Consider the following 19,451-nt stretch of genomic DNA (forward strand, 5'->3'; position numbering starts at 1 on the left):
TCAAAGACGAACTTGTCCTTCGTATACGCGCACTGCCGGGCCGGTCATCATCACCGGTTGGCCAGGGCCTGCCCATTCGATGGACAGGCGCCCGCCGGGCAGGTCGATCAACAATGGCGAATCCATCCACCCCTGGCTGATCGCAGCGACGGCAGCGGCACAGGCGCCGGTACCGCAGGCCTGGGTTTCCCCGGCGCCGCGTTCCCAGACGCGCAATTGTGCGCGGTGGCGGTCGATGACTTGCAGGAAACCGACATTCACCCGCGCCGGAAAGCGCGGATGGTGTTCGATTTTCGGCCCCAGCTCATGCACCGGGGCGCTGTTGATATCGGTCACTCGCAGCACGGCGTGGGGGTTTCCCATGGAAACCGCCGCCAGCTCCACCGGGGTGCCGTCGACGTCCACCTGATAGCTCAGGGCCTGGCTCGGTGCCTGGAAGGGGATGTCCGCCGGCACCAGGCGCGGAGCGCCCATGTTGACGCCGATCTGGCCGTCGCTGCGCACATCCAGTTCGATGATGCCGCTCTTGGTCTCGACGCGGATCTGCCGCTTGGCGGTCAGGCGCTTGTCCAGCACGAAGCGGGCGAAGCAGCGCGCGCCGTTGCCGCATTGCTCCACTTCCGAACCGTCGGCGTTGAAGATCCGATAACGGAAATCCACATCCGGGTTGTTGGGCGCCTCGACGATCAGCAACTGGTCGAAACCGATACCAGTGTGCCGGTCGCCCCATTGCTTGGCATGCTTGGGCAGGATATGCGCGTGCTGGCTGACCAGGTCGAGGACCATGAAGTCATTGCCCAGGCCGTGCATCTTGGTAAAACGCAGCAGCATGGTTTTACTCCGGCAGCAGGCTTTCGCCGGCAAACAACTCGGCTACCGTCTCACGGCGACGCACTTCGAATGCCTGATCACCGTCCACCAGCACCTCGGCGCAGCGGCCGCGGGTGTTGTAGTTGGAACTCATGACAAACCCGTAGGCACCGGCCGAATGCACGGCCAGCAAGTCGCCTTCTTCCAGCGCCAGCTCCCGACCCTTGGCCAGGAAGTCACCGGTTTCGCAGATCGGCCCGACGATGTCGTAGGGGCGGCCTGCGGTGTCGCGAGGGCGCACGGCGGTGACGTCCATCCACGCTTGGTACAGCGCCGGGCGGATCAGGTCGTTCATCGCCGCATCGACGATGGCGAAATCCTTGTGCTCGGTGTGCTTGAGGTATTCGACCTGGGTCAGCAGCACGCCGGCATTGGCCACGATGTAGCGGCCGGGCTCGAACATCAGCGCCAGGTCACGGCCTTCGAGGCGCTCGCGCACCGTCTTGATGTAGTCGGCCACCAGCGGCGGCTCTTCATCGCGATAGCGCACGCCGACACCGCCACCCAGGTCGATGTGGCGCAGGTAGATACCGCAATCGCCGAGGCGATCGACCAGCGCCAGCAGGCGGTCGAGGGCATCGATGAACGGTTCGAGGGTGGTCAGTTGCGAGCCGATGTGGCAATCGACGCCCAGTACTTCCAGGTTCGGCAGCTGGGCGGCGCGTACGTACACGTCCTCGGCGTCGGCAATGGCGATGCCGAACTTGTTTTCCTTCAGGCCGGTGGAAATGTACGGGTGGGTGCCAGCGTCAACATCCGGGTTCACGCGCAGGGAGACCGGCGCGCGGACGCCCAGCTCGGCGGCAACAACCTGCAGGCGCTCCAGCTCATCGGTGGATTCGATGTTGAAGCAATGCACACCGACTTCCAGGGCGCGGCGCATGTCTTCACGGGTCTTGCCGACGCCGGAGAAGACGATCTTGTCGGCGCTACCGCCAGCGGCCAGCACACGCTCGAGCTCGCCACCGGAGACGATGTCGAAACCGGCACCCAGGCGCGCCAGGACATTGAGCACGCCCAGGTTGGAGTTGGCCTTGACGGCGAAACACACCAGGTGCGGCATGCCGTCGAGGGCATCGGCGAACGTCCGGTACTGGGCTTCGATGTGGGCACGGGAATAGACGTAGGTCGGCGTGCCGAAACGTTCGGCGATCGCGGACAGGGCAACCCCTTCCGCGAACAGCTCCCCGCCACGGTAGTTAAAAGCGTCCATGGCGTTCCCTTAGTAAGTGGTGTGGGTGTCGTGCGAGTGTGTCTTGGATTGCGACGACTTGGCCTGTTCTTCAGGGGACTTGCTGTCATCAGGCAGGTACAGCGGACCTTTTTGACCACAGGCTGTCACGAGGCAGGCAACCGCGACGAGCGCAGCAAGGGAAGAGATCAGGCGCTTCATGGCGAAATCCTTGAAAATGCGTTAATTGCGCCGGAGTATACCGGCCACCCGTCAGCTTGCCTATGCAACGGGGCGCCCGTCCGGCGGCGTTGGTCGTCGTCAGTGGGTATATCCTTTGCAATCGCCGGGAAGCGTCCGTATCTTGCGGCGCTTGAGCATGAGCAGACATTTTCGAGGTTGCCACAATGAGTTTGACTGAAGCCCGTTTCCACGACCTGGTCGATGCGACCCAGCAAACGCTGGAGGATGTGTTCGACGAGAGCGACCTGGACATCGACCTGGAAAGCTCCGCCGGCGTGCTGACCGTCAAGTTCGAAAACGGCAGCCAATTGATCTTCAGTCGCCAGGAGCCGTTGCGGCAGTTGTGGCTGGCGGCGGTCTCCGGTGGCTTTCATTTCGACTACGACGAGGAAAGCGAGCGCTGGATGTGCGACAAGAGCGAAGAGCAACTGGGCGAGATGCTCGAGCGCATCGTCAAGCAGCAGGCGGGCGTGGAACTCGAGTTCGAAGGCCTGTGACGGCGTGAGCCAGACCCCGCCACGGCCGCCCAAGCCGCTCTACAGCAACGTCAGCCGCGCTGTGCCGTCGCCGTGCACCAGCGTGTGCAAGTTGGATGAGCAGAAGATCTGCCTCGGTTGTTTCCGTCATGTGGAAGATATCCGGGAATGGCGCTCGGCCGATGATGAGCGTCGGCGGGTCATCTGTGCCGAGGCGGCTAAACGCAAATCTCTGGTGTGATCGCCCACTGTGTGGGAGCAAGGCTTGCCTAGTAACCCTGTGAGAGTAAAGCTTGCTCGCGATACAAGCGCCTCGGTTCCAGAGAGACCTCGCTGTATTCATCGCGGGCAAGCCTTGCTCCCACAATTCCCTCGCCACAAGGGTTTAGTGCCGTCCATGGGCAGGGCAAATCCTGCCTGACTTGTTTATTTATTGAGCTGTGATAGTGTCCGGCTACGCCTCAACTCATCGAGGCCCGTGAAAACCCCGTCTTTTTGTGGCGGGGTTTTGCTTTTTTTGTGCAGAAGAAAGGAGTCTGCCTGGATCATGACCGCACCTTCCATCACCCTTACCCGCCTGGACGTACAGCGTCTGGAGCGCCTGATCGACAGTCTTGATGAAACGCTGCCGGGCGTGATCGCGTTGCAAACCGAACTGGATCGCGCCGAGAACGTGGTGGGCCACGAAGAAGTGCCTGCCGATGTCGTGACCATGAACTCACGCGTGCACTGCCGCGAAGAAAGCAGCGGCAAGGACTATCACCTGACGTTGGTTTATCCACAGGACGCCAATGCCGACGAAGGCCGGATCTCGATCCTGGCGCCGGTGGGCAGTGCCTTGCTGGGCCTGAAGGTCGGCCAGCACATCGACTGGCCGGCCCCGGGTGGCAAGACGCTGAAGCTGACCTTGCTGGCCGTCGAATACCAGCCCGAAGCAGGCGGCGATTTCCACCTCTGAGCGCCGGGTACTTCAGACCAGGGCCAGCGCCTCGTTCAGGGCGCGTTCCAGGTCGGCCTTGTAGCGCAGGTACAAATTGCTTGAGCAAGCCCCGTCGCCCACCAGCCCCGAGAGGTCCAGGTCGGTGATGTAGCAGCGATAGCGCTGGGCTTCGCGGCGCTGTTCGACGATCTCCCTGGCGACCACGCGGAACAGTTGGTCGCCATGTTCCAGTTCGGAAAACTCCTGCTGATCGCAGTACAGGGTAACGTGCACTTGCCCGTGCGCGGCTTTGCCGATGATCGCCTGCACGTCATAGAAAGGCTTGTTGACCGGGGTCTGTGGCGCTTGTCGCGCTTCGATCCGGCGCGCCCGACCGCCTGACGGCAGCAACTGGTAGTACAGGGTTTCCAGGGTCAGCGGCTGGGCGGCGTCCAGCGGCAGCAGCGCGTCGCGACGGTACAGCACCGATTGCAGGAAGCGCTGCAGCGGCACCAGCAGGCTTTGTTCGTCGTGATACGGCACGCGTTGTTGCCACAGTGCGTTGAACTCATCGAGCACGTACAGATCGGCTTCGTCCTCGTTGGTCCGGTAGAACACCTGGATGCACTCGGGCTGGCCCATGGGCAGGATCAGCGCCAGGTCGTGGTCTTCCAGGGCCATCGGGTCCAGGTGCAAGGGGCTGTAGGCCGTCAGTTCCTCGCCGAGGTAGTCCATCAGCGCCGACAAGCTGCCCAAGGCCACGTGATTAACCTGGCCGGGCACCAGCTCCAGCACGTGATAGTGCTGCTGGACCTGAAGCAGATAACGGTGATTGAGCCTGCTCAACAGCAGGGTCTGCGCCGTTTCGATGACGTCTTCGACGCGCCGCGCAATGAATTGGGCGCGGTTGTGGCAGAAGCAGCGCACCTGCAAGCGCGGCTGGCGCTGGGTGACGGGCAGGTCGTTGAGGTAGTCGCGCAGGCAATCGAGCAGGGCGTGTTCGCCGTCGAAACGGTTGACCAGCACCTCATTCCAACTGTTGAGCGTGACCTGGTCGAGGGTCAGCACCAGGTTTTCCCGAACCCCGGCATAGCTCAGGGAGTCGGTCCGCTCGGTGGTCATCAGGATGTTCAGGTCGCGGTGGTGCTTGAGCGGGTCGACGCCGACGTTCACCAGAATCAACACTTCGCTGGGCACGCTGGCGCGCAGCAATTGCGCTTCATCCACCGTGGCCAGGGGCAGGGCGATGGACTGTTGCAGACTGCCCAGCAGGTTGAACAGTTCGAACTCGCTCAGGTCGCTGTCACCTGGGTGCAGCGCCAGACGCGTGCTGCTGTCGATCACGCCGTTGCGGTGGCACCAGGTCAACAGCTCCAGCAATTCGCGGCAACGCTTGATGGGCGCGAAGTTCTCCCATTCCAGGGCGTTGAGGCTGCCGTTGTACAGCGCCCACTGGTTCTGCCCCGGTTCTTTCTTGTTGGGTGACTGCACCAACGTCAGGGTGTCTTCGGCCAGGTCCGGGGCAATGCCGGGGTTGATGAACTCGACCTTGTCGGCCTTGCGCTCGAAGGCGGCGTACAAGCGCCGGCCAAGCACGTTGAGGTCGCGCTTGTTGATCAGGCTGACGGTTTTCTCGGTACGGGCGAACTGGGTCAGGAAGCGGTAGCTGTGGGTGAGTTCGTTGACCAGTGCGCGCCGTTCGTGGCTGACCTGGCGGACTTTCCACTGGCTGCGGCTGTCCAGCAACGCCAGTTGACGCTGGTCCCAACCCCATTCCCGGGCCAGTCGCTCTAGCAGTACCCGTTGCCAGCCACTGCTGCGCGCCTGGCCGGTGAGTTTGCGATTGACCTTCAGGTACAGCGCGCGGCGGATCAACTCCAAGCGTTCGGGTTCGCCACGGGCATTGAGGTATTCCTCGATGCGGCGGTAAACCACCATGTACGGGTCCAGCTCTTCCAGGTCCAGGCGATTGGCGAACACGGCCTGCTTGAAGCGCAGGCTCAGGCAGCGCACGTTCGGGTGTTCGCTGGCATAGACCTCGGTCAGCAGCAGCTTGAGCACGGACTTGTAGGGCGATTCTATGCCCTTGAACAACTGCCAGAGCCCAGCGCCGACGAATTCGCCCGGTGGAATGTAGGCCAGGTGCCCCAGGTCCAGGGTTTCATCCGCGCGGATGAAGCGTTTGGACATCAGTGTGTGGGTGTACTGCTCGTAGTTTTCTTCTTCATAGACCGGCACCAGCCACCAGATCGGTGTGCGCCCGGCCAGCCAGATCGCGGTGCGGTAGAACTCGTCCAGCAGCAGGTAGTGCTGGGTTGTGCCGCAATCGTCGGAACTGAGCTGGTTGTCCCGCTCGCCCCGCACGAAACGCTCCGGGTCGATCAGGAAAAAGTGAGCTTCGGCGCCCTGGGTCGCGGCCCAGATCTCCAGCAACTGGCATTTCTTGCGCAGCTCGGCCAGTTCATCGTCGCTCAGGTCTGGCCCGTGGCACACCCACACGTCCATGTCGCTCTGGTCGGCCTGGGCCAGGGTACCGAGGCTGCCCATCAGGAACAGGCCAAGGATCGGCCGCGGCGGGTTGCTGCCGTGCCGCGGCTTGTAGGAAAACGAACGGGTCAGCCGCTGGGCTTCGGCAAGGACGTTGGCGTCAGGCTCGTAGTTCGACAGCCCGGCAGGTGTGCTGCCGGAGACGTAGCCAGGCAGCAGCGGATGGTTGACGTGAAAAAACAGCGGCAGCAGCGTCAGCACGCCTTGCTGGCGGGGCGACAGGCCTTCGAGGGCGCGCTCCATCCGTACGGTGTTGAGCTTGAGAAAACGTGCGCGCAACTGGCTCAGCACCTTGCGGTCGATTCCCTCGTCCAGATCGGGGCGTATTTCGTGATTGCGGGTCATGTCTGCTCAAACCGGCTCGCGGCGTCGAACGTGGGGTGATGGCAGGTTAGCGCCCGATCTTGGGAATACTTAAGCTGAAAACAGGATTTTTGATGGCGGTTTTTTACGCCGGGCGTAAGTGCGCCTGCGGAAATCCCGTAGAGGAGATTTCCGTGGGCGGCAGGAGGGTCAGGCGGCTTCTTGTTGAACGCTGAGTATCGTCAGGACGGTTTGGACATTTTGGGCGGCGTCCCGTCCCAGGCTGGTCAGGTAACCACCGTCGGGCTGGGTGATCAGGTCTTTCTCGTACAAGCGTTGGGCAGCGGCAATCGCTTTAGGGGCAGCGGTCTGATGAATTTTCAGGCCTTCCTGGGAACTGTCCAGGTTGAAGAGTGCAAGGATTTCCAGTTCGGCAACCAACTCAGGGGTAAGCGACATAAGGACTCCAGACTTTCTAGGAATTTGGTCGACAGCGTCACTAAGGTGAGCGCACTCGGCCGAGCTGTCCAGTGTCAGTGGCATGCTTTTTTTGTTTTGGGTGAGGGGGCCAGTGTTCTGCCAGGCAAATACACCCGTGGCGAGGGGATTTATCCCCGCTGGACTGCGCAGCAGGCCCAAAATCGTAATGAGGCCAATTTTTTAGCGCCGCTTCGCGCCCCAGCGGGGATAAATCCCCTCGCCACAGGGTGTGTTTGCCTGTCGTTCAGTTCTTTTCCGGCGGCAACTCAGGCAAGTTGCGCAAGGCGGCTTCGTACCACTCGGTATTGAACGCACGATCCTCTTCCAGGATCGCGTCGATTTCCACCGCCAGAACATGGGCCATCAGGTTGAGGATTTCTTCGCGCTCATAACCCACCAGGGTCAATTTATTGAAAACGGCCTTGGCCGCTGGCGGGTTGTCACTTGCGATCTGGTTTTCAATCGCCTCGATCAGCGTGTCCTCGACGAATTCTTCTTCGTCGCTATCGATATCGGTTGGCTCGCTCATGGCAGGCTCCTGTAAGAAAGGTCGCCAGTTTACCTGCATTCAGCGGCGTGATGCGCCTGGCAGGAAATGCCCCGACGGTCTATAACGCAAGGCTGCCAACCCCGCACGGCCTGGAGGCTTTGTAATGCTCAAGCTTTATGGTTTCTCTGTCAGTAATTATTACAACATGGTCAAGCTGGCGCTGCTGGAGAAGGGCGTGCCCTTCGAAGAAGTGCAGTTCTTTGGCAACCAGACGCCGGAAGCCCTGGCCATCAGCCCGCGTGGCAAGGTGCCGGTGCTGAATACCGAGCAGGGTTTTATCAACGAGACCAGCGTCATCCTCGAATACATCGAGCAAACCCAACCGGGTAAGGCCCTGCTGCCGGCCGACCCGTTCGAGCGCGCCCAGGTGTTGGCCTTGTGCCGGGAAATCGAGCTGTACATCGAGCTGCCGGGGCGGGCCTGCTATGGCGAGGCGTTTTTTGGCATGTCGGTTGCCGATGCCATCAAGGAAAAGTCCAAGGCCGAATTGTTGCTGGGGTTCGCCTCGCTTGGCCGGCACGGCAAATTCTCGCCCTACGTGGCGGGCGATAGCCTGAGCCTTGCCGACCTGTATTTCTACTACAGCCTTTCGCTGGCCTTGCAAGTGGGCAGGAAGGTCTTCGATATCGATTTGCTGGCGGACATGCCGGCGGCCAAGGCGCTGATGGAGCGCTTGGAGCAAAACCCGAACGTACAGCGGATTGCGGCGGACAGGGAGGCAGAGATGCCGGCGTTTTTGGCGATGATTGCCGCCAAGAAGTGAGTTTTTCGATGTTCTGAAGGGTGCTATCGCAAGCAAGCTCGCTTCCACATGGGATCTCTACATGTTCACAATATTTGTGTTCACTGGAGATCCACTGTGGAAGCGAGCTTGCTCGCGATGCTTTTGGCTTTTAGCGGCTGGCGATCAGCGCCTGGCCACGCACCACGGCCGCCTTGACCTGCGCCGGCGCCGTGCCGCCAATGTGGTCACGGGCATTGACCGAGCCTTCGAGGGTCAGCACCGCAAACACGTCCTGCTCGATCTGGTCGCTGAACTGGCGCAGTTCGTCCAGGCTCATTTCCGCCAGGTCCTTGCCGGTGTCCACGCCGTACTTCACGGCATGGCCGACAATCTCATGGCAATCGCGGAACGGCAGGCCACGGCGCACCAAGTAGTCGGCCAGGTCGGTGGCGGTAGAGAAGCCACGCAGGGCCGCTTCGCGCATCACCGCGTGCTTGGGCTTGATGGCCGGGATCATGTCGGCGAAGGCCCGCAGCGAGTCGCGCAAGGTATCGGCGGCGTCGAACAGCGGTTCCTTGTCTTCCTGGTTGTCCTTGTTGTAGGCCAGCGGCTGGCCTTTCATCAGGGTCAACAGGCCCATCAGTGCGCCGAACACCCGGCCACTCTTGCCGCGCACCAGCTCCGGTACGTCGGGGTTTTTCTTTTGCGGCATGATCGAGCTGCCGGTGCAGAAGCGGTCGGGCAAATCGATGAATTGGAACTGCGCGCTGGTCCACAGCACCAGCTCTTCGGAGAAGCGCGACAGGTGCATCATCGCGATGCTCGCGGCGGCGCAGAATTCGATGGCGAAATCGCGGTCCGAAACGTTATCCAGCGAATTGCCGCCCACGGCGTCGAAGCCCAGCAACTGCGCGGTGTATTCACGATCGATCGGGTACGTGGTGCCGGCCAGCGCGGCGCTGCCCAGGGGCATGCGGTTGGTGCGCTTGCGGCAGTCCACCAGGCGCTCGTAGTCGCGGCTGAGCATTTCGAACCAGGCCAGCATGTGATGCCCAAACGTTACAGGTTGAGCGGTTTGCAGGTGCGTGAACCCCGGCATGATGCTCTCGGCCTCGCGCTCGGCTTGTTCCAACAGGCCTTTTTGCAGGCGAGTGATTTCGCCCAGGATCAGGTCGATTTCATCGCGCAGCCACAGGCGGATGTCGGTGGCGACCTGGTCGTTACGGCTACGGCCGGTGTGCAGCTTCTTGCCGGTCACGCCGATGCGGTCGGTCAGGCGTGCTTCGATGTTCATGTGCACGTCTTCAAGGTCGACGCGCCAGTCGAACTGGCCGGCTTCGATTTCCGTCTCGATGGTCTTCAGGCCGTCGATGATGCTGTCGCGCTCGGCATCGGTCAGCACGCCGACCTTGGCCAGCATGGTGGCGTGGGCGATCGAACCCATGATGTCGTGGCGATACAGGCGCTGGTCGAAGTTGACGGAGGCGGTGAAGCGGGCGACGAAGGCGTCGACGGGTTCACTGAAGCGGCCGCCCCAGGACTGATTGGTCTTGTCAGTGCTCATGAATTCGCTCGTGATCGGCTGTGGAAAAAGTAGCGGTTAAAGGCTGCGGCGGATGATAGCAGGGTTGCCGGGACTGGCGCTGGCACTGGTCGGCAGGTTTTTTCGCTCCAAGCCTGGGATCCAAGAAGGTTTTCGCACAACGATATTTTTCGATTGAGCAATATCGTCGTGGCAACCGTCTACAGTGGACGGTAGGACTTTTGCTTTTTCCATCCATGGCGCACCGGACAAATAGAAGAAGGGGGAGCTCATATTGGTCAGATCGACAGTTAACAATCCCTACGGCGACGCCGTGCGACAACGGGCCTCGGGCATCGGTCGGCAAGCGCTGGTAAAGATAGACAACCGCCTCGCGGCACTTTTTGGCCCTCGAACGAGTCTTAGCGTGGATCGCGGTGACGGATGTCACTTCCCCTGTCTACGCTATCCTTGTGCGAGACTCACGCAGGAATCCAGCGCAATATGAATGTCCTGATCGTTGATGACGAACCACTGGCCCGCGAGCGCCTGAACCGAATGGTTGGCGAGCTCGAGGGTTACAGTGTCCTGGAGCCGAGCGCCACCAATGGCGACGAGGCATTGGCCCTTATTGACAGCCACAAGCCGGATATCGTGCTGCTCGACATTCGCATGCCTGGCCTGGACGGCCTGCAGGTGGCGGCGAAGTTGTGCGAGCGAGAGTCGCCGCCCTCCGTGGTGTTCTGTACCACCCGGGACGACTTTCCCCCCGAGGTGTTGCAGGCCGGTGCCGTGGGCTACCTGATCAAGCCGGTGACGTCCGAGGCGTTGCTCGACGCCTTGCGCAAGGCCGAGCGCCCCAACCGTGTGCAACTGGCGGCGCTGACCCGTCCGGCCGCCGAAAGCGGTAGCGGTCCGCGCAGCCACATCAGTGCGCGCACCCGCAAAGGCATCGAGCTGATCCCCTTGAACCAGGTGGTCTACTTCATTGCCGACCATAAATACGTGACCTTGCGCCATGAGAGTGGCGAAGTGTTGCTGGACGAACCCCTCAAGGCCCTTGAAGACGAATTCGGCGAACGCTTCGTACGCATCCACCGCAACGCCCTCGTGGCCCGCGAGCGCATCGAGCGCTTGCAACGCACCCCCCTTGGACATTTCCAGTTGTTCCTCAAAGGCCTCAATGGCGACGCGCTGATTGTCAGCCGGCGGCACGTGGCCGGCGTGCGCAAGATGATGCAGCAGCTTTAAGCCAGGCGGTCCAAGGCGTCCAGCGCGTTTCATTTCCGGGATCTGGCGGCCAGGGAGGCCTTGGGGTCGTGATTCAAATCAAAGCGGTTTTGACTGAGCTGTTATTATCTGCCGTATCTTTTAAGTACGGATTGATCCATGTCCCCTCGCGAGATCCGCATCGCCACCCGTAAAAGTGCCTTGGCCCTCTGGCAGGCCGAATACGTCAAAGCCCGCCTGGAAGCGGCCCATCCCGGCCTGATCGTGACCCTGGTGCCCATGGTCAGTCGCGGTGACAAGCTGCTGGATTCGCCGCTGTCGAAAATCGGCGGCAAGGGCCTGTTCGTCAAGGAGCTGGAAACCGCGCTGCTGGACAATGAAGCCGACATCGCCGTGCATTCGATGAAAGACGTGCCCATGGACTTTCCCGAAGGACTGGGCCTGTTTTGCATCTGCGAGCGGGAAGACCCCCGCGATGCGTTCGTCTCCAACACGTTTTCCAGCCTCGAGGCGCTGCCTGCCGGGAGCGTGGTCGGCACGTCCAGCCTGCGTCGCCAGGCCCAATTGCTGACACGTCGTCCGGACCTGCAAATCCGTTTCCTGCGCGGCAACGTCAACACGCGCCTGGCCAAGCTCGATGCCGGCGAGTACGACGCCATCATCCTCGCCGCCGCCGGCCTGATCCGCCTGGGCTTCGAAGACCGCATCACCTCGGCCATCAGCGTCGACGACAGCCTGCCGGCCGGTGGGCAAGGGGCGGTGGGTATCGAGTGCCGCAGCGCCGACAGCGACATCCATGCCCTGCTGGCGCCGCTGCACCATGCCGACACCGCCACGCGAGTATTCGCCGAACGCGCGCTGAACAAACACCTCAATGGCGGCTGCCAAGTGCCAATCGCCTGTTACGCCGTGCTGGAAGGCGAACAGGTCTGGTTGCGTGGTCTGGTGGGGGATCCCAACGGTGGCCGGCTGCTCAGCGCCGAAGCCCGGGCACCGCGCCAGGATGCCGAAGCGTTGGGCGTGCGGGTGGCTGAAGATCTGCTGAGCCAGGGCGCCGCCGACATTCTCAAGGCGGTCTACGGCGAGGCCGGCCACGCGTGACGGGTTGGCGGCTGTTGCTCACCCGGCCGGCGGACGAGTCGTCGGCGCTGGCGGCTGCCTTGGCCGAAGCGGGGGTCTACAGCAGCAGCCTGCCGTTGCTGGAGATCGAGCCGGTCCCGCTGTCCGATGCCGGACGGGCGACCTTCCAGGCACTGGACCAATACGCTGCGGTGATTGTGGTCAGCAAACCTGCCGCACGCCTGTGCGTCGAGCTGCTGCGCCAACACTGGCCCCAGCCTCCAGACCAACCGTGGTTCAGCGTGGGCGCGGCCACCGGGCAGATCCTTGCCGATGCCGGCCTCACGGTGTTTTATCCTGATAACGGCGATGACAGCGAAGCCTTGCTGGAGCACTTGGTCTTGCGCCAGGCTGTTTCGCGGCCCGACCCCAAGGTCTTGATCGTGCGGGGCGAAGGTGGGCGTGGCTTGCTGGCAGAGCGTTTGCGCGAGCAAGGTGCTAGTGTCGATTACCTGGAGTTGTACCGCCGCCACTTGCCCAGTTATGGCGAAGGGGCGTTGCCGGCGATAGTCGAAGCGGAACGCTTGAACGCACTGGTGGTCAGCAGTGGGCAGGGCTTTGAGCATCTGCAGCGGCTGGCCGGCGATGCGTGGCCGGCCCTGGCGCGGTTACCGTTGTTTGTTCCAAGCCCAAGGGTTGCCGAGATGGCGCGTGCCGCCGGGGCCCGAACAGTTGTGGATTGCCGTGGCGCCAATGCCGCGGCTTTGCTGGCGGCGTTACGGGAACACTCCGTGCCGTTTTCTAATGCAAAGGATGGATACGTGAGCGAAACAGCCTTGCCAAAAGAAGATCTAGACCAGCCAGCGATCGATGCGCCGGTTGAAACCCCGCCCCCAGTGGCGCCGCGTCGCGGCAACGGGTTGGCCATTGTTGCCTTGCTGCTCGGCGCCGCCGGGGTCGCCGTAGGCGGTTGGGGCGTGTGGCAGGTCCGTCACCTGCAAACCAATAACCAGCAACAATCCGCCCAGGTCCAGGCGCTGAGCGACCAGGCTCAGACCCTCAAGCTCAACGAGCAACGCCTGAGCGAGCGCCTGGCGCAATTGCCTCCGGCCGAAGAGCTGGAGGAGCGGCGCCGCCAGGTGGCCCAGTTGCAAGGTGATCAGCAGCACTTGAACCAGCGCCTGGAAACCGTGCTGGGTGCCAGCCGCAAGGACTGGCGCCTGGCGGAGGCCGAGCATCTGTTGCGCCTGGCCAGCCTGCGTCTTTCCGCCCTGCAAGACATCACCAGTGCTCAGGCGCTGGTCCAGGGTGCTGATGAAATCCTGCGCGAGCAGAACGACCCCGGTTCGTTCGCCGCCCGCGAGCAACTGGCCAAGACCCTCGCTGCGCTGCGCAGCACCGAACAGCCGGATCGCACCGGGCTGTTCCTGCAACTGGGCGCCCTGCGTGACCAGGTGCTGCAACTGACCGAATTGGCGCCCGAGTACAAGGACCGCGGTGAATCGTTGCTGGGCCTGACCGCCGATGGCGATGGTGCCAGCCGGTGGGCACAGTGGTGGGACCAGATCTCGCGCTATATCCGCATCGACTTCAACGCCGACGAGAACGTCCGTCCGCTGCTGGCCGGGCAAAGCCTCGTGCAAGTGCGCCTGGCCCTCAGCCTGGCGTTGGAGCAGGCGCAATGGGCCGCCCTCAATGGTCAGGCACCGGTCTACACCCAGGCGCTGACCGAGGCGCGGGACGTGTTGAAGAACAACTTCAACCAGGACAATCCGCAAAGCAAAATCATGCTCGAACGCGTGGGTGAGCTGTCCAAGCAGCCGGTGACGGTGGTCACCCCGGACCTGACGGGCACGCTGAGCAGCGTCCAGGCCTACCTTGAGCGCCGCAATCTCAATACCCAGGAATCGGTCAAGCCGCTGCCCGCGCCAGGCGCGCAGGAGGCCACGCCATGAAGCGTCTCTACGTGATTCTGTTCGTGGTCATCGCCGCCGCCGGTTTGCTGGGCGTGGCGATTGCCGAGCATTCGGGTTACGTGCTGGTGGCGTACAAGAACTTCCGTTATGAAGCTGGCCTGTGGGTCACCCTGGCCCTGGTGGCGGTGCTCTGGCTGGTGTGGCGAGGCCTGCGGGCGCTGATCGGGTTGGTGACCACGTCCAGCGGCGTGGTCAACCCGTGGTCGCGGCGCAACCGCAGTCGTCGGGTGCAAGTGGCGATCGAGCATGGCCAGTTGGACCTGGCCGAAGGTCGCTGGGCCAGTGCCCAGCGCCATCTGCATCGTGCCGCCGAAGCCGAGCGCCAGCCGCTGCTCTATTACCTGGGTGCCGCCCGTGCGGCCAACGAACAAGGGCTTTACGAACAGAGTGACAGTTTGCTGGAGCGCGCCCTGGAGCGTCAGCCCCAGGCGGAACTGGCCATTGCCCTGACGCACGCTCAACTGCAGACGGACCGAGGCGACACGGACGGCGCATTGAGCACGCTGCAGGCCATGCATGAGCGCCATCCTCATAACGTCCAGGTGCTGCGTCAATTGCAACGGCTGCACCAGCAGCGCGGCGATTGGTCGGCGGTGATCCGGCTGTTGCCGGAGTTGCGCAAGGATAAAGTCCTGCCGCCGGCCGAGTTGGCTGAACTGGAACGGCGTGCCTGGGGTGAAAACCTGACCCTGGCGGCCCACCGTGAAGAGGATGGCAGCGTCGGCTTGCAGTCGCTCAATCGCGCCTGGCAGCAACTGACCTCCGCGCAACGCCAGGAGCCGGCGCTGGTGCTGGCCTATGCCGAGCAACTGCGCCAGTTGGGCGCTCAGGTCGAGGCCGAAGAGGTGCTGCGCGGCGCACTCAAGCGTCACTATGACAGTCACCTGGCGCGGCTGTATGGGTTGGTTCGCGGCAATGATCCGATCCGCCAGTTGCAAGCGGCCGAAGGCTGGCTCAAGGACCACCCGGCCGATCCGAGCCTGCTGCTGACCCTGGGGCGCCTATGCCTGCAGAACAGCTTGTGGGGCAAGGCGCGGGATTATCTGGAAAGCAGCTTGCGGGTCCAGCGCAATCCCGAAGCCTGCGCCGAACTGGCGCGCCTGCTGGCGCAACTGGGAGATGCCGAGCGCAGCAACCAGTTGTTCCAGGAGGGGTTGGGGCTGTTGGATGAGCGGCTGCTCGCCGCGCCGCTGCCGGTTCCGGCCCAGGTCTTGTCGACGTGAGAGGGGCATGACCCATTCTTGAAAGTGGTATGAATCATTGTGGCGAGGGAGCTTGCTCCCGCTCGGCTGAGAGGCCTGTGGTGAATTGAAGATCGCCATCGCGAGCAAGCTCGCTCCCACATTTGATCCCTGGCAACCGCCAACCCCTGTGGGAGCGAGCTTGCTCGCGATGACGTCCCCCCAGGCTCCCTCTCCACGGGTTGGTGGAAACCTTGAATAAGGGGGGCGAATACCGCCCCGGTTTTGGGGCTTTGGTTATACCTTCGGCAAAGTCCTACAACCGACCGCGCCGAATCCTCTTCGGCTTGTCGGGAATTCCCTACACCCTTGGTGAAGTGTCTGCGCGGGGCTGCCTTGAAAGGCCCGAGGGCTTTCCTCTACCGTAACTGCTTGTCTCTTCTGTTACGGAATCGCCATGTCTTTGGCCAGCTCACGCTTCTTGTTTCTCATGGCTTCCATCGCCGCCGCCCTGGCTTTGGGCATCAGCACGTATCTGGAATATTCGGTTGGCCTGACGCCTTGCAGCCTGTGTGTCTTGCAGCGGTTGTGTCTGATGCTGTTCCTGGCGAACAGCCTTGTGGCGTGCGTACACGGTCCAGGTCAAAGGGGCAGCTTTTTCTATGGGGCGGCAGGGTTGGTTTCTGCGACGGGAGGAATGGTCCTGGCCTGGCGTCAGGTCTTGATGCAAGGTCATTCGTTCGAGCCGTTGTCCGATTGCTCGATGCAGCTCAACCCGACGGGTTCCTGGTGGTGTGCGCTGCAGCGTGTCCTCGACGGTACCGTCGACTGCGCGAATATCACCTGGACGTTGCTCGACCTGAGCATCCCCGAGTGGAGCCTGCTGTTTTTTCTCGCGGTGTCCAGTGCGATGACCTATCTGCTGCTGCGCCTTGTCTGGAGTGCTCTGGTACAACCGCTCAGCGGCGAGACGTCGCAGTTGGTCCGGGCCCTGGATTAAACACTTGTATGAACTTTATCTCCTGCGTACCTTGAAGCCATTGTCGTGCGGGCATAATCTGGCCCGCACGTGTCATTGGAATTGTGTCGCTCGATCATGTTGTGTCTGGCTTGTCCCTGATCATCAGACGTGCACAGGCTGCGAGTGGCATGACTCACAAGGGAAGAAATCACCATGCTCGAAAGTTGTCAGAATGCTCAGGAACGCTGGGGTGGGGTGCATCAGCTGATCGACCGCTGGCTGCAGGAGCGTCACGAACTGGTTCGGGCCTACGATGCGCTCGGTGCCAGGCCTGAAGCCCTGAGCGAAAGCCGCAAACCCTTGCAGGAATTCTGCGGCGTGCTGGTCGACTATGTGTCTGCCGGTCATTTCGAGATCTATGAACAACTGACGGGCGAGGCCAAGGCCTTCAACGACAAGCGCGGCCTGGAACTGGCCGAGACGATCTACCCGCGCATCGATGTCATCACCGAGAAGCTGCTGGCGTTCAACGACCTGTGCGATGAAGGCAAGTGTGTGGCGGAAAAATTCAAGGAGCTGGGCGGTTTGTTGCACGAGCGTTTCGAATTGGAAGATTGTCTGATCGAAGTGCTGCACACCGCTCACAAGGAAGAAGATACCGTCCAGGCTTGAGGGTTCGCGGTCCTGAAAAAACGGTGCGCATTGCGCACCGTTTTTTATTGGGCCAGCCTCAGGTTGTCGCGCCCAGCAACTCGATCTCAAACACCAATGGCGTGTACGGCGGGATCACATCCCCGGCCCCTTCGGCGCCATAGGCCAGGGACGAGGGAATCACCAGTCGCCATTTCGCGCCGACCGGCATTTGCGGCAATGCACTGCGCCAACCGTCAATCACGCTGTCGAGATTGAACCACTGTGCCTGGCGGTTGGAATCGAACACGGTGCCGTCCGGCAGTCGACCGGTGTACAGCACCTGGACCTTGCCGTGAGGGCCGGCCTTCGCACCATGGCCTGGTTTGATTTCAGTCAGCAGAATGCCGTCTGCAAGTTGCTGAACCCCGGGCCGGCTTTTTTCTTCGGTGAGAAATTTCTGCTCGGTTTTCAACGCGGTGTCGATCTGCGGCGTTGCCGATGGCGCGTTCAGTTGCGCTTGGTGCTCGGCCAGGATCTGTTCGATGCGTTCATCTTTCAGGGCCAGCGGTTTGCCCAGGTAGGCCTGTTGCAAGCCTTCGACCAAGGCTTTGATCTGCAGGTCCGGCACGTCCTGGCGCAGGCGTTCGCCGAGGCTGGCGCCCAGGCTGTAAGCCAAATCGTGGGCATCATTTGCGTTGGTTTTTTCAACGGCCTGGGCCGTGGCGCAAGCCATGCACAGGAATAAAAACAGGTGACGCGACATGTGTGCTCTCCGGCCTCGAATCGAGGAATTATGCCAGTGCCGATATCTGTAGAGGTGGATTGCCAAGACACTGGCGCAGAAGATTTTTCGTCCCTTGCAACGCAACGTCTTATGTAGTGTCAACATGCCCTAGCGGCGGTTGAAGCAGAGGTCTAGTATGAGCCGCACTCACGTCAGTCAGGAGGTAAACCATGTCGGCCACCAAGAAGCCTGTAAACACTCCGTTGCACTTGCTCCAACAACTCTCGGGCAGCCTGCTCGAACATCTGGAAAATGCCTGCTCCCAAGCCCTGGCTGATGCTGAAAAACTGCTCGCCAAACTGGAAAAGCAACGCGGCAAAGCGCAGGAAAAACTGCACAAATCGCGCACCAAATTGCAAGACGCAGCCACCGCTGGCAAGGCCAAGGCACAAGCCAAGGCCAAAGATGTCGTGAAAGAACTCGAAGACCTGCTCGATGCCTTGAAGGATCGTCAGTCCGAAACCCGCGCCTACATTCTGCAACTCAAGCGTGATGCCCAGGAAAGCCTGAAATTGGCCCAGGGTGTCGGTCGCGTGCAAGAAGCCGCGGGCAAGGCGCTGTCGCTTCGTGCCGCCAAACCTGCCGCTGTATCGGCCAAGAAGCCGGCGGCTAAACCCGCCGTGGCAAAAGCACCGGCCAAAGTCGCTGCCAAGCCTGCCGCCAAAGCACCGGCCAAAGCCGCCAGCAAGCCGGCTGCCAAACCCGTCGCTGCCAGCGCTGCAAAAACGGCGGCCAAAAAACCAGCGGCCAAGGCTGCTGCCAAGCCAGCCGCAAAAACGGCGGCCGCTAAACCTGCTGCTGCCAAGCCCGCTGTAAAAGCCGCTGCTAAACCAGCCGCTAAACCGGCAACAAAAGCTGCCGCCAAAACCGCCGCCGCAAAACCTGCCACGCCGAAAACCGCAGCCGCTAAACCGGCTGCCAAAGCGGCGGTGAAATCCACTGCCAAACCTGCTGCCGCCAAGCCAGCGGCCAAGCCTGCGGCAACCAAAACGGCTGCGGCCAAGCCTGCTGCGAAAACCGCTGCCAAACCCGTCGCTGCCAAAGCGCCTGCCAAAGTGGCGGCTAAACCCGCTGCCAAACCGGCCGCTGTCAAACCTGCTGCCGCGAAGCCAACGGCTGCCAAGCCAGCCGCCGCGAAGCCAGCTGCTGCTAAACCGGTCGCCAAGCCCGCCGCGAAACCGGCCGTGAAAAAACCAGCCGCTGCAAAACCTGCGACTGCGCCAGCCGCCAAGCCAGCGACACCGGCTCCGACCGCGACACCTGCGCCAACCGCCAGCACTCCGGCCACGGCGACCAGCCCAGCCGCCGTTGCGCCGACCACCAGCAGCACCCCAACCAGCGCTTCCTAAGTGCCGGACACCGCGACGCGCAGCTGATGCAGCGCGTCGCGGCTCGCTGGTTTGGCATTCGCCGCCAGCCCCCGCAGCCATTGGGCTGAATCGTTCTGTTGTGCCCCCGGCCAATCCTTGGCCAGCGCTTCCAATCGCTCCAATAATCGCCGTTCGGCTGCCAATTCCAGTTGCTTGACCTGTTCGCGCAGGCCATTGAGTGCCGTGTCCTGGAGGGCGCCGGCTTTCCATTGGTTGCGAAGCGTGCGCAGTGGCCGCACCACCTCGGCATCCCACGGCTCGGCCACTTGTCGAAGCTGCTGCAGACGGTGTTCATCGCAGGCCACGCCGCGTTGCGCCAGCCACAGGCCGCAAAGCAGCAGGCAGACGTTGGCGCCGGCGTCTTGTGACGCCAGGCACGCAGGCTCTACGCCAGGCTTGGCATAGAGGTCGAGGGAAAAGCTCCACAGGTCAGGGGACATCGTGCTACTCGC

At 62.1% G+C, this 19,451-nt stretch carries 20 protein-coding genes and 1 pseudogene; 12 read left to right on the top strand and 9 right to left on the bottom strand.

Annotation, left to right across the window (positions count from 1 at the left end; all coding sequences use genetic code 11):
• From dapF to lptM, 3 genes are read right to left on the bottom strand one after another with little or no spacing between them, the layout of a single operon-like run.
• A complete protein-coding gene (dapF, locus tag AC3A5O_RS03640) occupies positions 1–831 on the bottom strand; it encodes a diaminopimelate epimerase (protein WP_122567532.1) in 831 nt (276 codons plus the stop codon).
• A gap of 4 nt (positions 832–835) precedes the next feature.
• Positions 836–2,083 (bottom strand): diaminopimelate decarboxylase, encoded by a 1,248-nt coding sequence (gene lysA / locus AC3A5O_RS03645; protein ID WP_122567531.1) that lies wholly within the window; start codon positions 2,081–2,083, stop codon positions 836–838.
• A 9-nt stretch (positions 2,084–2,092) separates the two neighbouring features.
• Positions 2,093–2,263 carry an LPS translocon maturation chaperone LptM gene (gene lptM, locus AC3A5O_RS03650; RefSeq protein WP_072406122.1) on the bottom strand — a complete coding sequence of 57 codons (171 nt, stop codon included), beginning with the start codon at positions 2,261–2,263 and terminating at the stop codon, positions 2,093–2,095.
• A gap of 185 nt (positions 2,264–2,448) precedes the next feature.
• Between lptM and cyaY the strand changes: the two genes are divergently transcribed.
• The 3 genes from cyaY (at position 2,449) to rnk (ending at position 3,718) form a co-directional block, all read left to right on the top strand.
• A complete protein-coding gene (gene cyaY, locus AC3A5O_RS03655) occupies positions 2,449–2,781 on the top strand; it encodes an iron donor protein CyaY (protein ID WP_122567530.1) in 333 nt (110 codons plus the stop codon).
• Between the two features lie 4 nt (positions 2,782–2,785).
• Positions 2,786–3,001 carry a DUF1289 domain-containing protein gene (locus AC3A5O_RS03660; RefSeq protein ID WP_305491318.1) on the top strand — a complete coding sequence of 72 codons (216 nt, stop codon included), beginning with the start codon at positions 2,786–2,788 and terminating at the stop codon, positions 2,999–3,001.
• A gap of 306 nt (positions 3,002–3,307) precedes the next feature.
• Complete coding sequence (rnk, locus tag AC3A5O_RS03665) at positions 3,308–3,718, top strand: nucleoside diphosphate kinase regulator (RefSeq protein WP_122567528.1); 411 nt, start codon at positions 3,308–3,310, stop codon at positions 3,716–3,718.
• A 12-nt stretch (positions 3,719–3,730) separates the two neighbouring features.
• Here rnk and AC3A5O_RS03670 read toward each other — a convergent pair whose 3' ends face one another.
• The 3 genes from AC3A5O_RS03670 to AC3A5O_RS03680 all read right to left on the bottom strand — a co-directional run bounded on the left by AC3A5O_RS03670 (position 3,731) and on the right by AC3A5O_RS03680 (position 7,538).
• A complete protein-coding gene (locus tag AC3A5O_RS03670) occupies positions 3,731–6,571 on the bottom strand; it encodes a class I adenylate cyclase (protein ID WP_122567527.1) in 2,841 nt (946 codons plus the stop codon).
• A gap of 168 nt (positions 6,572–6,739) precedes the next feature.
• A complete protein-coding gene (locus AC3A5O_RS03675) occupies positions 6,740–6,988 on the bottom strand; it encodes a TIGR02647 family protein (protein ID WP_060740096.1) in 249 nt (82 codons plus the stop codon).
• 265 nt (positions 6,989–7,253) lie between these two features.
• A complete protein-coding gene (locus AC3A5O_RS03680; protein ID WP_305468814.1) occupies positions 7,254–7,538 on the bottom strand; it encodes a hypothetical protein in 285 nt (94 codons plus the stop codon).
• A 124-nt stretch (positions 7,539–7,662) separates the two neighbouring features.
• Here AC3A5O_RS03680 and AC3A5O_RS03685 point away from each other — a divergent pair, with 124 nt between their 5' ends.
• On the top strand, positions 7,663–8,322 hold the full coding sequence (locus AC3A5O_RS03685; RefSeq protein ID WP_487752859.1) for a glutathione S-transferase family protein: 660 nt from the start codon (positions 7,663–7,665) through the stop codon (positions 8,320–8,322).
• A 130-nt stretch (positions 8,323–8,452) separates the two neighbouring features.
• Here AC3A5O_RS03685 and argH read toward each other — a convergent pair whose 3' ends face one another.
• Positions 8,453–9,847 carry an argininosuccinate lyase gene (gene argH, locus AC3A5O_RS03690; protein WP_122567524.1) on the bottom strand — a complete coding sequence of 465 codons (1,395 nt, stop codon included), beginning with the start codon at positions 9,845–9,847 and terminating at the stop codon, positions 8,453–8,455.
• 462 nt (positions 9,848–10,309) lie between these two features.
• Here argH and AC3A5O_RS03695 point away from each other — a divergent pair, with 462 nt between their 5' ends.
• The 7 genes and pseudogenes from AC3A5O_RS03695 (at position 10,310) to rsd (ending at position 16,884) form a co-directional block, all read left to right on the top strand.
• The gene (locus AC3A5O_RS03695; RefSeq protein WP_122567523.1) at positions 10,310–11,056 is read left to right on the top strand and encodes a LytR/AlgR family response regulator transcription factor; all 747 of its coding nucleotides are present in this window, start codon (positions 10,310–10,312) and stop codon (positions 11,054–11,056) included.
• 138 nt (positions 11,057–11,194) lie between these two features.
• Positions 11,195–12,136: a hydroxymethylbilane synthase gene (gene hemC, locus AC3A5O_RS03700; RefSeq protein ID WP_122567522.1), complete on the top strand. Its 942-nt coding sequence runs from the start codon at positions 11,195–11,197 to the stop codon at positions 12,134–12,136.
• Positions 12,133–12,879, top strand: a pseudogene (locus tag AC3A5O_RS03705) (uroporphyrinogen-III synthase); the annotation flags it as partial. The gene hemC and the pseudogene AC3A5O_RS03705, both read left to right, overlap by 4 nt.
• A 36-nt stretch (positions 12,880–12,915) precedes the next feature.
• Positions 12,916–14,049 (top strand): uroporphyrinogen-III C-methyltransferase, encoded by a 1,134-nt coding sequence (locus AC3A5O_RS03710; protein ID WP_240998498.1) that lies wholly within the window; start codon positions 12,916–12,918, stop codon positions 14,047–14,049.
• Positions 14,046–15,293 carry a heme biosynthesis protein HemY gene (locus tag AC3A5O_RS03715; RefSeq protein ID WP_122567520.1) on the top strand — a complete coding sequence of 416 codons (1,248 nt, stop codon included), beginning with the start codon at positions 14,046–14,048 and terminating at the stop codon, positions 15,291–15,293. Before AC3A5O_RS03710 ends, AC3A5O_RS03715 begins: the two co-directional genes overlap by 4 nt.
• A 415-nt stretch (positions 15,294–15,708) precedes the next feature.
• On the top strand, positions 15,709–16,251 hold the full coding sequence (locus AC3A5O_RS03720; protein ID WP_122567519.1) for a disulfide bond formation protein B: 543 nt from the start codon (positions 15,709–15,711) through the stop codon (positions 16,249–16,251).
• Positions 16,252–16,425: 174 nt separating this feature from the next.
• Positions 16,426–16,884, top strand: a complete 459-nt coding sequence (gene rsd, locus AC3A5O_RS03725; RefSeq protein WP_122567517.1) for a sigma D regulator — start codon at positions 16,426–16,428, stop codon at positions 16,882–16,884.
• Positions 16,885–16,942: 58 nt separating this feature from the next.
• Here rsd and AC3A5O_RS03730 read toward each other — a convergent pair whose 3' ends face one another.
• Positions 16,943–17,608 carry an FKBP-type peptidyl-prolyl cis-trans isomerase gene (locus tag AC3A5O_RS03730; RefSeq protein WP_122567516.1) on the bottom strand — a complete coding sequence of 222 codons (666 nt, stop codon included), beginning with the start codon at positions 17,606–17,608 and terminating at the stop codon, positions 16,943–16,945.
• Positions 17,609–17,799: 191 nt separating this feature from the next.
• Here AC3A5O_RS03730 and AC3A5O_RS03735 point away from each other — a divergent pair, with 191 nt between their 5' ends.
• The gene (locus tag AC3A5O_RS03735) at positions 17,800–18,978 is read left to right on the top strand and encodes an AlgP family protein (protein WP_354336055.1); all 1,179 of its coding nucleotides are present in this window, start codon (positions 17,800–17,802) and stop codon (positions 18,976–18,978) included.
• Here AC3A5O_RS03735 and AC3A5O_RS03740 read toward each other — a convergent pair.
• Positions 18,975–19,439, bottom strand: a complete 465-nt coding sequence (locus tag AC3A5O_RS03740; RefSeq protein WP_354336056.1) for a TIGR02444 family protein — start codon at positions 19,437–19,439, stop codon at positions 18,975–18,977. The two genes, AC3A5O_RS03735 and AC3A5O_RS03740, sit on opposite strands and share 4 nt — an antisense overlap.
• Positions 19,440–19,451 lie beyond the last annotated feature (12 nt).

This window comes from Pseudomonas sp. Soil_N_39 (assembly GCF_057655955.1).

Excerpts from the sequence above, each read along its gene's own strand:
- dapF (WP_122567532.1), bottom strand. The coding sequence starts at position 831 with ATGCTGCTGCGTTTTACCAAGATGCACGGCCTGGGCAATGACTTCATG.
- lysA (WP_122567531.1), bottom strand. The coding sequence starts at position 2,083 with ATGGACGCTTTTAACTACCGTGGCGGGGAGCTGTTCGCGGAAGGGGTT.
- lptM (WP_072406122.1), bottom strand. The coding sequence starts at position 2,263 with ATGAAGCGCCTGATCTCTTCCCTTGCTGCGCTCGTCGCGGTTGCCTGC.
- cyaY (WP_122567530.1), top strand. The coding sequence starts at position 2,449 with ATGAGTTTGACTGAAGCCCGTTTCCACGACCTGGTCGATGCGACCCAG.
- rnk (WP_122567528.1), top strand. The coding sequence starts at position 3,308 with ATGACCGCACCTTCCATCACCCTTACCCGCCTGGACGTACAGCGTCTG.
- AC3A5O_RS03670 (WP_122567527.1), bottom strand. The coding sequence starts at position 6,571 with ATGACCCGCAATCACGAAATACGCCCCGATCTGGACGAGGGAATCGAC.
- AC3A5O_RS03675 (WP_060740096.1), bottom strand. The coding sequence starts at position 6,988 with ATGTCGCTTACCCCTGAGTTGGTTGCCGAACTGGAAATCCTTGCACTC.
- AC3A5O_RS03680 (WP_305468814.1), bottom strand. The coding sequence starts at position 7,538 with ATGAGCGAGCCAACCGATATCGATAGCGACGAAGAAGAATTCGTCGAG.
- AC3A5O_RS03685 (WP_487752859.1), top strand. The coding sequence starts at position 7,663 with ATGCTCAAGCTTTATGGTTTCTCTGTCAGTAATTATTACAACATGGTC.
- argH (WP_122567524.1), bottom strand. The coding sequence starts at position 9,847 with ATGAGCACTGACAAGACCAATCAGTCCTGGGGCGGCCGCTTCAGTGAA.
- AC3A5O_RS03695 (WP_122567523.1), top strand. The coding sequence starts at position 10,310 with ATGAATGTCCTGATCGTTGATGACGAACCACTGGCCCGCGAGCGCCTG.
- hemC (WP_122567522.1), top strand. The coding sequence starts at position 11,195 with ATGTCCCCTCGCGAGATCCGCATCGCCACCCGTAAAAGTGCCTTGGCC.
- AC3A5O_RS03715 (WP_122567520.1), top strand. The coding sequence starts at position 14,046 with ATGAAGCGTCTCTACGTGATTCTGTTCGTGGTCATCGCCGCCGCCGGT.
- AC3A5O_RS03720 (WP_122567519.1), top strand. The coding sequence starts at position 15,709 with ATGTCTTTGGCCAGCTCACGCTTCTTGTTTCTCATGGCTTCCATCGCC.
- rsd (WP_122567517.1), top strand. The coding sequence starts at position 16,426 with ATGCTCGAAAGTTGTCAGAATGCTCAGGAACGCTGGGGTGGGGTGCAT.
- AC3A5O_RS03730 (WP_122567516.1), bottom strand. The coding sequence starts at position 17,608 with ATGTCGCGTCACCTGTTTTTATTCCTGTGCATGGCTTGCGCCACGGCC.
- AC3A5O_RS03735 (WP_354336055.1), top strand. The coding sequence starts at position 17,800 with ATGTCGGCCACCAAGAAGCCTGTAAACACTCCGTTGCACTTGCTCCAA.
- AC3A5O_RS03740 (WP_354336056.1), bottom strand. The coding sequence starts at position 19,439 with ATGTCCCCTGACCTGTGGAGCTTTTCCCTCGACCTCTATGCCAAGCCT.